At 43.8% G+C, this 12,308-nt stretch carries 14 protein-coding genes; 1 reads left to right on the top strand and 13 read right to left on the bottom strand.

Translation table 11 applies throughout. The features are described 5' to 3' along the window. Positions 1-103: 103 nt before the first annotated feature. From rpsR to AB5I83_RS06815, 7 genes are all read right to left on the bottom strand, one after another. Positions 104-340 carry a 30S ribosomal protein S18 gene (rpsR, locus tag AB5I83_RS06845; RefSeq protein WP_079507585.1) on the bottom strand — a complete coding sequence of 79 codons (237 nt, stop codon included), beginning with the start codon at positions 338-340 and terminating at the stop codon, positions 104-106. A gap of 50 nt (positions 341-390) precedes the next feature. Then, the gene (ssb, locus tag AB5I83_RS06840) at positions 391-876 is read right to left on the bottom strand and encodes a single-stranded DNA-binding protein (RefSeq protein ID WP_079505977.1); all 486 of its coding nucleotides are present in this window, start codon (positions 874-876) and stop codon (positions 391-393) included. Between the two features lie 78 nt (positions 877-954). Then, positions 955-1,242: a 30S ribosomal protein S6 gene (gene rpsF / locus AB5I83_RS06835; protein ID WP_102264739.1), complete on the bottom strand. Its 288-nt coding sequence runs from the start codon at positions 1,240-1,242 to the stop codon at positions 955-957. A gap of 495 nt (positions 1,243-1,737) precedes the next feature. Then, complete coding sequence (gene ychF / locus AB5I83_RS06830; protein ID WP_167830965.1) at positions 1,738-2,838, bottom strand: redox-regulated ATPase YchF; 1,101 nt, start codon at positions 2,836-2,838, stop codon at positions 1,738-1,740. Between the two features lie 393 nt (positions 2,839-3,231). Beyond that, positions 3,232-5,232 carry a molybdopterin-dependent oxidoreductase gene (locus tag AB5I83_RS06825; RefSeq protein ID WP_448973975.1) on the bottom strand — a complete coding sequence of 667 codons (2,001 nt, stop codon included), beginning with the start codon at positions 5,230-5,232 and terminating at the stop codon, positions 3,232-3,234. A 241-nt stretch (positions 5,233-5,473) separates the two neighbouring features. Continuing rightward, positions 5,474-5,668, bottom strand: a complete 195-nt coding sequence (locus AB5I83_RS06820) for a DUF951 domain-containing protein (RefSeq protein WP_167830963.1) — start codon at positions 5,666-5,668, stop codon at positions 5,474-5,476. Positions 5,669-5,685: 17 nt separating this feature from the next. Further along, positions 5,686-6,594 carry a mechanosensitive ion channel family protein gene (locus AB5I83_RS06815; protein ID WP_448973973.1) on the bottom strand — a complete coding sequence of 303 codons (909 nt, stop codon included), beginning with the start codon at positions 6,592-6,594 and terminating at the stop codon, positions 5,686-5,688. A 363-nt stretch (positions 6,595-6,957) separates the two neighbouring features. Between AB5I83_RS06815 and yyaC the strand changes: the two genes are divergently transcribed. Beyond that, positions 6,958-7,590 (top strand): spore protease YyaC, encoded by a 633-nt coding sequence (gene yyaC, locus AB5I83_RS06810; protein WP_311073127.1) that lies wholly within the window; start codon positions 6,958-6,960, stop codon positions 7,588-7,590. A 28-nt stretch (positions 7,591-7,618) separates the two neighbouring features. On the opposite strand, the gene AB5I83_RS06805 is transcribed toward yyaC, so the two are convergent. From AB5I83_RS06805 to rsmG, 6 genes are all read right to left on the bottom strand, one after another. After that, positions 7,619-7,819, bottom strand: a complete 201-nt coding sequence (locus AB5I83_RS06805; protein ID WP_448973971.1) for a hypothetical protein — start codon at positions 7,817-7,819, stop codon at positions 7,619-7,621. Between the two features lie 15 nt (positions 7,820-7,834). Next, positions 7,835-8,545 carry a DUF554 domain-containing protein gene (locus AB5I83_RS06800; RefSeq protein WP_167830961.1) on the bottom strand — a complete coding sequence of 237 codons (711 nt, stop codon included), beginning with the start codon at positions 8,543-8,545 and terminating at the stop codon, positions 7,835-7,837. Between the two features lie 67 nt (positions 8,546-8,612). Further along, positions 8,613-9,461 carry a ParB/RepB/Spo0J family partition protein gene (locus AB5I83_RS06795; protein WP_167830960.1) on the bottom strand — a complete coding sequence of 283 codons (849 nt, stop codon included), beginning with the start codon at positions 9,459-9,461 and terminating at the stop codon, positions 8,613-8,615. Further along, entirely contained in the window at positions 9,454-10,215 is a 762-nt protein-coding gene (locus tag AB5I83_RS06790) for a ParA family protein (protein ID WP_102264747.1), read from the bottom strand. Before AB5I83_RS06790 ends, AB5I83_RS06795 begins: the two co-directional genes overlap by 8 nt. 287 nt (positions 10,216-10,502) lie before the next feature. Then, a complete protein-coding gene (gene noc, locus AB5I83_RS06785; RefSeq protein ID WP_448975238.1) occupies positions 10,503-11,396 on the bottom strand; it encodes a nucleoid occlusion protein in 894 nt (297 codons plus the stop codon). Between the two features lie 189 nt (positions 11,397-11,585). Then, a complete protein-coding gene (gene rsmG / locus AB5I83_RS06780; protein WP_448973968.1) occupies positions 11,586-12,302 on the bottom strand; it encodes a 16S rRNA (guanine(527)-N(7))-methyltransferase RsmG in 717 nt (238 codons plus the stop codon). Positions 12,303-12,308: the final 6 nt, after the last annotated feature.

The following is a 12,308-nucleotide window of genomic DNA, read 5'->3' as shown; positions in this document are numbered from 1 at the left end:
TAAGAACTATTTTAGCTTCTAAACGTATGACAAGCAAACGAAGTGATATTTGGCTAATATAAAAGGCAGCGGGAATGCCCCGCTGCCTTTTAAAATCCGATCATTATTCGCCTGAAACGTATGGCAGTAATGCCATTTGACGAGAACGTTTGATCGCAACTGTCAATTTACGCTGATATTTAGCGCTAGTTCCAGTTACACGACGTGGTAAAATTTTACCGCGCTCAGAGATGAATTTTTTTAGAAGATCAACATCTTTATAATCGATCTTAGTGATTCCGTTTGCTGTGAAGTAGCAAACCTTACGGCGTTTTGCACGTCCGCCTCTGCGTCCACCCATTGCCATGGTCATTTCCCTCCTTGTGTATTCTATTTCAAGTCCTAGTTATATTAGAATGGAAGATCATCATCTGAAATGTCGATCTGGCCGCCACCTGCAAATGGATCCTCATCTACTTTTGTATAACCTTGGTTTTGTCGTTGATTCTGATTCCCGAATGGGGATCCTTGATCATTTTGACGGGAATAACCGCTATCCCCTCTGTCTGAAGACTGTCCTTTTGGCTCAAGGAACTGAACACTCTCAGCAAGAACTTCTGTAACGTAAACACGCTTACCATCTTGTCCTTCATAGCTGCGAGTTTGAACGCGTCCATCAACACCTGCAAGGCTTCCCTTCTTCAAGAAGTTAGCAACGTTTTCGGCTGGACGGCGCCATACCACACAGTTGATGAAGTCAGCTTCTCTTTCCCCCTGCTGGTTGGTAAATGAACGATTTACCGCAAGTGTGAAAGTAGCCACCGCAACTCCATTCGGTGTGAAACGTAATTCAGGATCCTTGGTCAAACGGCCAACAAGAATGACACGATTCATCATCAGAATCAACTCCTTCCCCTCAGCATGAATGTTCCATATGAAACATCAACCGCTGAAAGTATATATTTATATCATTAATTATTCTTCTTCTTTAATTACGATGTGGCGAAGGATATCTTCGTTGATCTTAGCAAGACGAGAGAATTCCTCAACTGCTTCCGGAGTAGCGTTTACCTTAACAAGCTGGTAGTAGCCATCACGGAAATCATTGATTTCATAAGCAAGGCGGCGTTTGCCCCATTCCTTAGCTTCTGAAACTTCCGCACCGTTTTCTGTAAGGATTGAGCTGAAACGCTCAGTAAGAGCCTTTTTAGCTTCCTCTTCAATGTTTGGGCGGATGATGTACATAACTTCGTACTTTCTCATCACTGTCACCTCCTTTTGGTCTAAACGGCCCCATTACAGGGCAAGGAGTAATTGTTTAATTACTCACAAGATGAAATTATATCACAGAACATATCCAAAGGCAATGATATGTATAGAGAATCTAATTACCCTCTTTTTTTGTGTGATAGATTTCTATAAGAAAATACTAACATATGTTCGTATTTTTGTCCATGCTATTTTATTTGAATATAAAATAAGAGAATGCCCAAAAGGACATCCTCATTTACTATTTATAAAAGTCCGTTGATTTCCGTTCCAGACGCTTCGCTTTCCGCGGGGCTGGCGGGAAGCCTCCTCGCCGCCGCTGGCGTCTGCGGGGTCTCACCTGTCCAGCTAATCCCGCAGGACATTGAGTTGCTTCCATGAATAACCTCACGAACGATGGAAATGCGTTAGCATTTTCGGAGGAGTCTTCGCGCCTTCCACTCCAATCAACTCAGGTATCAAGACTATTTAAACCTAGCCGAAAATGGCTTATACATTGAAACGGAAGTGGATGATGTCTCCATCTTTTACTTCGTATTCTTTTCCTTCAAGGCGGACTTTTCCTGCTTCCTTGGCTGCTGCCATGGAGCCTGCTGCAAGAAGATCATCGTAGTGGACTGTTTCTGCACGGATGAATCCACGCTCGAAATCAGAGTGGATGACTCCAGCACACTGAGGTGCCTTCATTCCGTGGCGGAATGTCCATGCTCGGACTTCCTGGACGCCAGCTGTGAAGTAGGTTGCCAGACCTAGCAGGCTGTAAGCTGCACGGATCAACTGGTCCAAACCTGATTCTTCAATGCCTAGCTCTTCTAGGAACATTTGCTTTTCTTCACCTTCAAGTTCAGCGATTTCTTCTTCGATCTTAGCGCTGATGACGATGACTTCCGCATTATCTTTTTGTGCAAATTCGCGGACTTTCTGGACATATTCATTGCCACTTGGATCTGCAACATCTTCTTCACCTACATTCGCAACATAAAGCATAGGCTTGATTGTAAGCAAATGAAGGTGTTTAACGATTTTCATTTCTTCGTCAGTGAATTCAACCGCACGTGCTGGTTGCTCTGCTTCAAACGCATCACGGAGGCGAGCCAGAATTGGAAACTCAATCGAAGCTTCCTTATCTTTTTGCTTTGCCAACTTCTCGACGCGGCTGATTCTTTTTTCAACAGACTCGAGGTCAGCAAGGATCAATTCGAGGTTAATAACCTCAATATCAGAAATAGGATCAACTTTACCGGCAACGTGCGTGATATTGTCATCTGCAAAGCAGCGGACAACCTGGCAGATCGCATCTACCTGGCGAATATGGGAAAGAAACTTGTTCCCTAGCCCTTCGCCTTTGCTAGCACCTTTAACGATTCCGGCAATATCAGTGAATTCAAATGCAGTTGGTACAGTCTTTTTCGGCTGTACAAGCTCAGTCAATTTAGTTAAACGATGGTCAGGAACCTCAACGATTCCGACATTCGGGTCAATCGTACAGAACGGGTAGTTGGCTGATTCAGCACCAGCCTGTGTGATCGCATTAAACAATGTTGATTTCCCAACGTTAGGAAGTCCAACAATACCTGCTGTTAAGGCCATCCATGTCACTCCTCTATTTAAAAATGTATCTATTCAAGCAAGAATCACCTAAACGATTTTTTTCCTCTCACAATTATAGAGATTACGAAAGGAAAAGACAAGCTTGTAAGAAAAGCGCAAGCGCCTTGATCAGCTCCGACAAGCGTTGGAGGGCGGACAGTGAAAATATTCTTTGACTTTCTTTATGAACGGTACCCTTATAGAGAGGAATTGCCTTGCATAAGGGCATCTTTCGACTTGAACGGTACCCTTATAGAAGTGGATTGCCTTGCATAAGGGTATCTTTTGACTTGAACGGTACCCTTATAGAGATGGATTGCCTTGTATAAGGGCATCTTTCGACTTGAACGGTAAATAAAAAACCGCACTCTCCATAAAAGTGCGGCAAATTCATTATTCTTTTTCTACCTTTTCAATATTGACGAGGCAATCATATAGTGTGCTGCCGAGGCCGTTGTCTGACTCCCGGCTGGATGTGAGTTGGTTGACGGATCCGCCGAATCGGGCACTCAAGCCTTCATCAATATTCACGGTCCCCGGATGGGCCATTTTTAAAATTGAAACGGTCCCTTTCAACTCACCTCTGTCATTCCAGACACGGACAGAGTCCTTATCTTCCAATCCTTTTTCAACAGCCACGCTGCTAGCGATCTCGACTTTCACATAAGGTGCCGGCTGGAACAGGTGGAAATGCTGTGAGTGGTTGGAACGCAGCGGATGAATCGTCAGCAAGGTATAAGGATATTTTTCCGCCAGCTCTGGATTCGTCCATTTCGTCTCTGTTGGCAGCGACAATTTAACCCGACCATCAGCGACTGCAGAAGCTGTGAATTCATACTTGCCGCTTGGTGTTTTGAATCTCCTGTCTGCCCATGGGATTTTATCCACCGGGAGCTCCGCGAACTTTTCAGCACGGATTTTGTCCAAGGTAATGCCCTTTTCTGTCAAGGATGCCAGGCCCATCCCGATGAAATCTTCTCTTGCAAATTCAAATTCAGCACCAAATCCTAGCCGATTCGCCAGTTCTCCCCAAATCCATGCGTCCGGTTTAGCTTCTCCCGGTGGTTCGACCAGCTTCGGTCCGTGGTTCACATAATGATGGTACATCGAAGAATAATACACATCCTCGACTTCGAAAGCAGTGGCAGCTGGCAAAACATAATCAGCCAGTTCAGCCGTATCTGTCATGAATTGGTCAATCACTACCAGTGTTTCAAGTGATTCAAAAGCCTCTCGCACTCTGTTCGTATCCGGAACTTGAGTCAGTGGATTTCCGCATGTGACAATCCCCATCTTGATTACAGGATCAACTGCTGAGAGAATCTCTTCTGCCTGCCTCATCATCGTAAACGTACGCGAGGTATTTTTCCGTTCAGGCATGGTCAGATTCTGGTAGTCAAAGCTTTGCCCCACCTGCTTGTTCGCATAGTTTGCGCCACCGCCAGGAATGCCGATATTCCCGCTGACGGCAACCAGTGCATCCAGCAGCCTGATCGTATTCCCGCCATTTTCATACCGCTGCATACCCAGTCCCATGATGGTCGATACTGGCTTGTCAGCATAAATCTCGGCAAGATGGGTAATGATGTCGGCCGGAACTTCTGTCAGTTCACTGATATAGTCTAATGAAACAGTATCCAGCAAAGCTTTCAAGTCCTCGAACCCTATGCTATGGTCAGACAAGAACTCGCTATCCTGCAACTCCATCCTCAGCAACTCTTTCATGATGCCCGCTGCCAAAAGCCCATCGAAACCAGGCTTGATGGAGATATACTCATGCGCCAGCTTGGCAGTTGCATTATAAATCGGGTCAATTACATAGATTTTTGTGCCCTTCTTTTTCGCAGCCTGGAGGTTTTGAAAAAGATGCATATTCGTCCGGGCGACATTCCTGCCCCAAATAACGACATGTTTGCTATTTTTCAAATCCTCTGGTGCATGGCTGTATGCATCACCGAAATCCCAGTTCTGTGCTTCAATCCCTGCTCCCCAGCAAATGGATCCAGTCAATTCAGTCACACCGCCATAGAGATTGAAAAAGCGGCTATCGAGATTGGTGAGCAAACCACCGTTGGCATAATCGTGGCTATGCAATACGGAAGTGGTGCCAAAACTCTCTTTATAATAAGTCAGTTTTTCAGCAATTTCATCTAGCGCCTGATTCCAGGAAATCTGCTGGAAGATACCATCGATTTTTTTCAGAGGATAAAGCAATCTGTCTTCTGAATTTGCCCTGTTCTCAAGCATCCTGCCGCGACCGCAAATTTTCCCTTGTGTAATCGGATGGTCGGGATTGCCTTCGACTTTGGTTACCTTTCCGTCGTCCACGGTAACAAGGAACCCGCAGCTGTCCCAGCAATTCAATGGACATGCTGAATGATGTACTGTCGCCAATTCCTCATCTCCCCACGTTCTCTCTATCAATAACAGAATTTATAACACTTCAACTTCGACAACTGTCCAGCTCCAGCGCCTAGCCCCTCGAGACGTTTCGGTCCGCCCAATGAAGTCAAAGAACGACTTCACTGGGCAGCCCTCCAACGCTTGTCGGGGCTGACCAAGGCGCTTGCGCTATTCTAGTTTCGTTAATTTTACCTTTAAGAATAATACAAATAGGCAAAAAAAAGAAGCAGGATTACTCACCCTGCTTCGATAAAACCTTCTTTACTTTTCGTGTGAACTCTTTTCTGGGAATCAAGACACTGTGCTCGCAGCCTTCACATTTGATTCGGAAATCCATGCCAAGGCGGATGATTTTCCACTTGTTGGTGCCGCAAGGATGTGGTTTTTTCATTTCAACAACATCATTAAGTTGAAATTCATGCTCCAATTGTAAAACCTCCTTGTTTATTTACCGAATTCTTTTTGCTCTCCGCCTTCCTGACGGGAGTACATGACCATTCTTGGGAACGGAATTTCAATTCCGTGCTCATCCAGGAGAAGCTTGATGTCCTTGCGAAGCTGTCTTCCAATATACCAATGTTTCATTGGCACTGTTTCTGCGACGATACGCAGCACAACCTCTGAAGCGCCAAATTGCTGTACGCCTAATAGTTCGGGCGTCTTCACCAGTTCGGGATACTTCTCAGTTGTTGTTTCAAGATATTGCTGCAGTACTTTTTCAGCGTATTCAATATCGCCTTCATAAGCGATTCCTATATCAAGAACCGAAACGCTGTTATAAACCGAGAAGTTGGTGACTTCTACGATGCTGCCATTAGGAAGGATATTGATTTCACCTGTAAAGCTTTTAATCTTCGTCGTCCGCAGCCCGATTTCCTCTACCGTTCCTTCAAATTGTCCAATTCTTACATAATCACCTACAGAGAATTGATCTTCAAAAATAATGAAGAAACCGGTGATGATGTCTTTTACGAGACTTTGCGCTCCGAAACCGACGGCCAAGCCGACAATCCCTGCACCAGCAAGCATTGCTTTAACATCGATTGTCATTGCCGCAAGAATGGACATGATCGCAATAAAGTAGACAACATATGTCAGTACATTCTCAAGCAGCTTCATCAGCGTCATTTCCCGCCGCTCGGAAACCCTGATTGGCCCCCTTGTCTTCATCTTGAAGAAATTATGGATCGCTACCTTGCCAATTCGGATCAGCAAAGCCGAAATGATCAGGATCGCCAGGATTTTCAGGACACCTTCCCCAAACGAGAACCAGAGGTCTTCATCCATCAATTTTTGACTGATTTTATTTAAAAATGCTTGTGATCTAGTAATACTTTCTTCTGCATTGGTCATTTTTTCACCCGCCTGTCAATTTCATGCTATCAATATCATACGTTATGTAACAAAGTAGAAGTTTTCATACAAGCACAATCATTTTAACAAGTTTTATAATGTAGTTAAAGAAGACTGTTTGCTCAAATTAAATGTTAACCAGCTATAAAAATTAACTAATGATTTTATTATTTTAATATAACTCTTATGTTTTTCACCAGTGTCTATACCCTTAAAATCTTTTTTCTAAAAACATGACCTTTCTCCTCCACAAAATAAACACTGCTCCAAAAGACCCTGTTTAAATCTTTCTGTTTATAGGTATGTATAGATTACAAAAAAAGTCCGTATACTGATAGTACGAATTTTTAAGGAGTTGATCCAATGAATCTCAAAAACCATTTTTTCGAGCGGAGAAACAATGTGGCAAAAATCAACCACGAAGATGAACTGGCTGCAGAAAAGCTGGCTTCTGAAATCCTGGACCATTTGCCTAATTTCAGCACACGCCCAATTGTTTTTGTCTGTATTGGAACTGACCGCTCTACCGGTGATTCATTGGGTCCGCTAATCGGAACACTTCTCGAGGAAAAAGAAATTGCACCTTACCATGTATACGGGACTCTTGATGATCCAATACATGCAGTCAATATGGATGCGAAACTGGCTGAAATCAAAGAAAAGCACTTCAATCCTTTTATCATTGGCATAGACGCCTGCCTGGGAAGGTTAAAAAGTGTCGGATCCATCCAGGTAGGAAATGGTCCAGTCAAACCAGGTGCCGGAGTGAATAAGGAACTTCCCGAAGTCGGCAATATGCACATTACAGGCATCGTCAATGTTAGTGGGTTCATGGAATTCTTTGTTTTACAAAACACAAGATTGAACCTCGTCTTAAAAATGGCAAAAACGATTGCGAACGGTATTTTCGAGAGCAGCCAGCAGCTATCGAAAAAACAGGATTGGCCAAAACTGAATTGGGATCTAGAGGCTGAGCAGCCTACAGTTGCCGAATAACGATAAAAATTTTAAACACGCCGGGAGACTATCTCTCAGCGTGTTTTTTCTCTAAAGGTCTGCCCAACCTTTTGGAGCTCCAGAAGGTGACAATACCCATGATCAATGAAATTACAAATGGTAAGATGAACCACCCCGGCATCATGACCGTCCAGAAAAGCAAGTAAGCAGTGATGGCAAAAATCAGGATACTTAAGATAAATAATAGACTGGATAGGAAATCTTTCATTGCAGAATCATCTTCTTACAGTCCGACAGTATAGTGTGAGATTGTGACAAGTACGGCAGTCACCAGTATGCCGGGAAGAAGGTTCGCAACCCTGATTTTCGTCAGTCCGATCAGGTTTAAGCCAATGGCGAAAATCATCACCCCGCCGGTTGCAGTCAATTCAAGAATGAAGCTGTCCATCAAGGCTTGCGGAATAAATTTATCAATTTGCGTCGCAAACAATGCAATTGTTCCCTGATAGAGCATTACCGGAATCGCTGAAAAAAGAACCCCAATACCGAGTGTCGTAGTTAGAATTAAAGCCGTGAAACCGTCAATGATTGCCTTTGTATAAAGCACATCGTGGTCGCCGCGGATGCCGCTATCGAGAGCACCAATAATGGCCATCGCGCCAATGACAAAAATCAATGTCGCCGTCACGAAACCCTGTGAAATACTTCCTTCTCCTTTTGATCCAAGTTTTCTCTCGAGCCAGTCTCCAACTGAATTCAGCTTATCCTCCAGTTTCCAGGCTTCCCCAAGTACTGCCCCCATCACAAGACTCAAGATAACAATCAGGAAATTAGCACTCTTAAAGCCCATTTGCAGGCCCAATACCATCACCGCAAGACCGATACCATGCATGACTGTAGTCTTCATATTTTCAGGAATTCTCGTCAGAAGCCTGCCAAGCAAGGTCCCAACGATAATCAAAAGCCCATTGACAATGGTGCCAAGTAAAAACATAGCGTTCACCTATCTTTAAATTTTGTATGTACACTCATGTAAAAAAAGAAGCCATCAAATTGATAGCTTAAGAGTTTTGCTGATCTAGTAGTTCCAGAATCCGTTCCAGATCATCTTTAGAGAAAAATTCTATTTCAATCTTCCCTTTATTTTTCGATTGTTTGATGTTAACAGTTGTACCGAAACGCTCACGAAGCGTCGTTTCCCGTTCGCGGATGAAAACATCTTTTGTCGTTTTTTCTTTTTTTGTTTCACGTGGAACAACTTCGTTCATTTGCTGAATCAACTGCTCCAGCTGGCGGACATTCATTCCATCTTTAAGGATTTTATCCACGAGGACCGGGAGTTTGTCTTTCTTCCTTAATCCTAGAAGCGCGCGTCCATGGCCCATTGATATTTTGCCATCCGAAATCAGTTGCTGAATCTTAGGCGGCAGCGACAGCAAGCGGATATGGTTTGCCAGATGCGGACGGCTTTTGCCCAGTCTCTTTGCTAATTCTTCTTGTGTGAGCTTCAGCTTTTCAATCAGAGTTTGATAGGCGATTCCCTCTTCGATTGGATTTAAATCTTCCCTCTGAAGGTTTTCCAGCACAGCAAGCTCCATCATCTGCTGTTCATTAAGTTCACGGACGACTGCCGGGACTGTTTCCAGCTTTGCTTCCTTCGCGGCACGGAACCTTCTTTCCCCAACGACTATTTCATAGCCTTTGATCGTCTTCCTGACAATAATCGGCTGAAGGATTCCATGTTCCTGGATCGATTGCTTCAATTCCTCGATTGCTTCCGGTTGAAAAACTTTTCGTGGCTGATAAGGATTCGGCCGTATTTCTTTGATGCTTATTTCCTGGACCTTTTCGTCCTTACCGGCCTCTTCTTTAAATAAAGCATTCAATCCTTTACCTAAGCCTTTAGCCATTTGCAACCACTTCCTTTGCAAGATCTAAATAAACCTCTGCCCCGCGGGACTTTGGATCATAAATGATGATTGGCTCTCCGTGGCTTGGAGCTTCACTCAACCGGACATTCCGGGGAATGACTGTCTTGTATACCTTGTCCTGGAAGTACTTCTTCACTTCCTCGATGACTTGAAGACCAAGATTCGTACGTGCATCCAGCATCGTCAGCAGGACACCTTCAATCTTCAAATCCTGGTTCAAATGCTTCTGTACGAGTCGGACAGTATTCAGGAGCTGACTTAATCCTTCCAATGCATAATACTCACACTGGACAGGGATGATGACTGCATCTGAAGCCGTCAAAGCATTTAAAGTCAATAAACCAAGAGACGGCGGACAGTCGATAATAATATAATCAAAACGATCCTTTACTTCCTCGAGAGCCCGCTTCAAGCGAACCTCCCTAGAAATCGTGGGCACGAGCTCAATCTCCGCTCCTGCAAGCTGGATGGTCGCAGGAATTGTATATAAATTCTCTACTGCTGTTGGATGGATTACATTTTTAGCTTCAACATCGTCAACAAGAACATCATAGATGCACTGCTCAACATCCGCTTTCTCAATCCCCACACCACTCGTCGCATTTCCCTGGGGATCCGTATCGACAAGGAGCACTTTTTTTCCTATGTATGCAAGGCAAGCACCAAGATTCACCGATGTCGTCGTTTTGCCGACTCCGCCTTTTTGATTCGCAATCGCAATGATTTTCCCCACATTGTCACCTTCTTTCAAAACCCAATGAATAGTATATGTTTAGCTTTAAGCAAAAAAATGCATTATAAATTAGGCTTTTCCCAGCAATTCAGGTTGAAAATCCCCGAAAAAAGCAATCACGTATTCTATTTTATCATGAAAAAAGATAGTTGATAGAATTTTTATTAAAAAGAAATAATCCAGTAATATGCGACGTGCAGTACACAAAAAGCCCTGTTTCCAGGCTGCTGATTGAGTCAAATGCCGACAAAAAAACGGGAGACAGCCTGTCCCCCGCTAGCAATCTATTATTTCTTTTTTGGTATGCGAATCGTGAATTGATAGAACTCTTCAAACTCTTCTTCTTCGGAATCAAGATTGATGCCGCTGTCAGAAACCATTGTCAGTGACTGACGGATGGTATTGACGGCAATCCTCATGTCCTTGCTGAATGCCTTCCGCTTTGGCTTTGGTTTCTCTTCATTTTGGCTCAGAAGCTTGACGACACGTTCTTCCGTTTGTTTGACATTAAGCGATCTCTCAATGATCTCTGCCAACACTTGTACCTGCAGCTCAGGGTTCTTTAACGGGATTAACGAACGGGCATGGCGCTCTGTGATCAATTTATTCAAGAGTGCATCCTGTACTTCCTGTGGAAGCTTTAGCAGTCGCAGCTTATTCGCAACCGTTGATTGACCTTTTCCTAATCTTTGCGCCAGTGCTTCCTGGGTCAGGTTATGGATTTCCAGCAATTTACCATAAGCCATCGCTTCTTCAATCGGTGACAGTTCCTCTCGCTGAAGGTTCTCAATCAAAGCAACTGATGCTGTTTCAGAATCGGATAGGTTTTTAACGATTGCAGGAACCTCTTCCCACTCAAGCTTTTTCATTGCTCGCCAGCGGCGTTCACCTGCAATTATTTCAAATCGGTCCTGATCGTATTCCCGGACGACGATTGGCTGGATTACTCCATGTATGTGAATGGTACGGGCCAATTCTTCAATTTTTTCATCATCAAAAACAGTTCTTGGCTGGTATCTATTTGGAATAATATGGTCAATCGGAATTTTCTTTATTTCTTCGTTTTCTATGTTGTCAATATCCTCAACCGTCTGTTCTTCCATTTGGTTCGGTTCTTCCATTTGGTTCCGTTCTTTTTCCTTTTCCCCAAGGCCAAAAAAGCGCGAAAAAGAAGGCTTCATCACCCTACACCACCTTTATGAACTCCCTATTACATATTCTCTATAAAAATGACAAGTTCCTGCCTATAGACTCTATTATAAACTAAATTCATTTTTCCAAATAGACCAAAAAGCATTAGCAAGCATAGGCGGCTCCATCAATCGCACACTTCAAGCCTTTGGCCAGTCTGCTGCGACTGATGTATCCACCTATTCAATCGGCGTTTTATTCGGGGTTCCCGGTTTTCTTGGGTACTTCTTAGGTGTTGTTTTTAGTTTGTTAATGATTAAAATATTTCGTTCACTCTCTTCCACAGGCAAGGTGAAGGAATGGGCGGATTCAAGCTTCCCGCCAAGAACAATGATTGCTTTTTCACCAACCTGCAGTTCCTCTCCTGCCTGGTTGCCTTTCATGGCGATGAAAGTCCCGCCTGTTTTCACTAGCGGAAGGCAAAGTTCACTTAACACGGACATTCTGGCTACAGCCCTTGCCATAACAACTTCATATTTTTCACGATGGGAAGGATTCTGTCCGAATGTCTCGGCACGGTCGTGAATGAATGTCGTACCTTCCAATCCCAATTCTTTCGAAAGCTGCTCGAGGAACGTGATTCGCTTATTCAAGGAATCGACAATCGTCACCTTGATTTCAGGGAATGCAATTTTAATCGGGATACTCGGAAAGCCGGCCCCGGCACCAACGTCACACAAATTGAGCGGCTTGTTAAAGTCAAAATAAAATGCTGCAGAAATGGAATCATAGAAATGCTTCAAGTACACATCTGGCTTTTCTGTGATCGCAGTTAGATTCATTTTTTCATTCCACTCGACGAGCATTTGGTAATACTTTTCATATTGCTCCATTTGCTTCTGAGAAAGCTGTATTCCCTTTTCAGCGAGCAAAGCTTTAAATTGATCTGTATTCATAAGCCA

Source organism: Mesobacillus sp. LC4, assembly GCF_053543455.1.
Note: the sequence above shows the minus strand (reverse complement) of the source record. Positions and strands in the feature narration are given on the sequence as shown.

Bases quoted from the DNA above. Each gene is read 5' to 3' on its own strand.
- AB5I83_RS06805 (WP_448973971.1), bottom strand. From the start codon at position 7,819: ATGAAAGATTTCCTATCCAGTCTATTATTTATCTTAAGTATCCTGATT.
- yyaC (WP_311073127.1), top strand. From the start codon at position 6,958: ATGAATCTCAAAAACCATTTTTTCGAGCGGAGAAACAATGTGGCAAAA.
- rpsF (WP_102264739.1), bottom strand. From the start codon at position 1,242: ATGAGAAAGTACGAAGTTATGTACATCATCCGCCCAAACATTGAAGAG.
- AB5I83_RS06800 (WP_167830961.1), bottom strand. From the start codon at position 8,545: ATGTTTTTACTTGGCACCATTGTCAATGGGCTTTTGATTATCGTTGGG.
- ychF (WP_167830965.1), bottom strand. From the start codon at position 2,838: ATGGCCTTAACAGCAGGTATTGTTGGACTTCCTAACGTTGGGAAATCA.
- rpsR (WP_079507585.1), bottom strand. From the start codon at position 340: ATGGGTGGACGCAGAGGCGGACGTGCAAAACGCCGTAAGGTTTGCTAC.
- noc (WP_448975238.1), bottom strand. From the start codon at position 11,396: ATGAAGCCTTCTTTTTCGCGCTTTTTTGGCCTTGGGGAAAAGGAAAAA.
- rsmG (WP_448973968.1), bottom strand. From the start codon at position 12,302: ATGAATACAGATCAATTTAAAGCTTTGCTCGCTGAAAAGGGAATACAG.
- AB5I83_RS06795 (WP_167830960.1), bottom strand. From the start codon at position 9,461: ATGGCTAAAGGCTTAGGTAAAGGATTGAATGCTTTATTTAAAGAAGAG.
- AB5I83_RS06815 (WP_448973973.1), bottom strand. From the start codon at position 6,594: ATGACCAATGCAGAAGAAAGTATTACTAGATCACAAGCATTTTTAAAT.
- ssb (WP_079505977.1), bottom strand. From the start codon at position 876: ATGATGAATCGTGTCATTCTTGTTGGCCGTTTGACCAAGGATCCTGAA.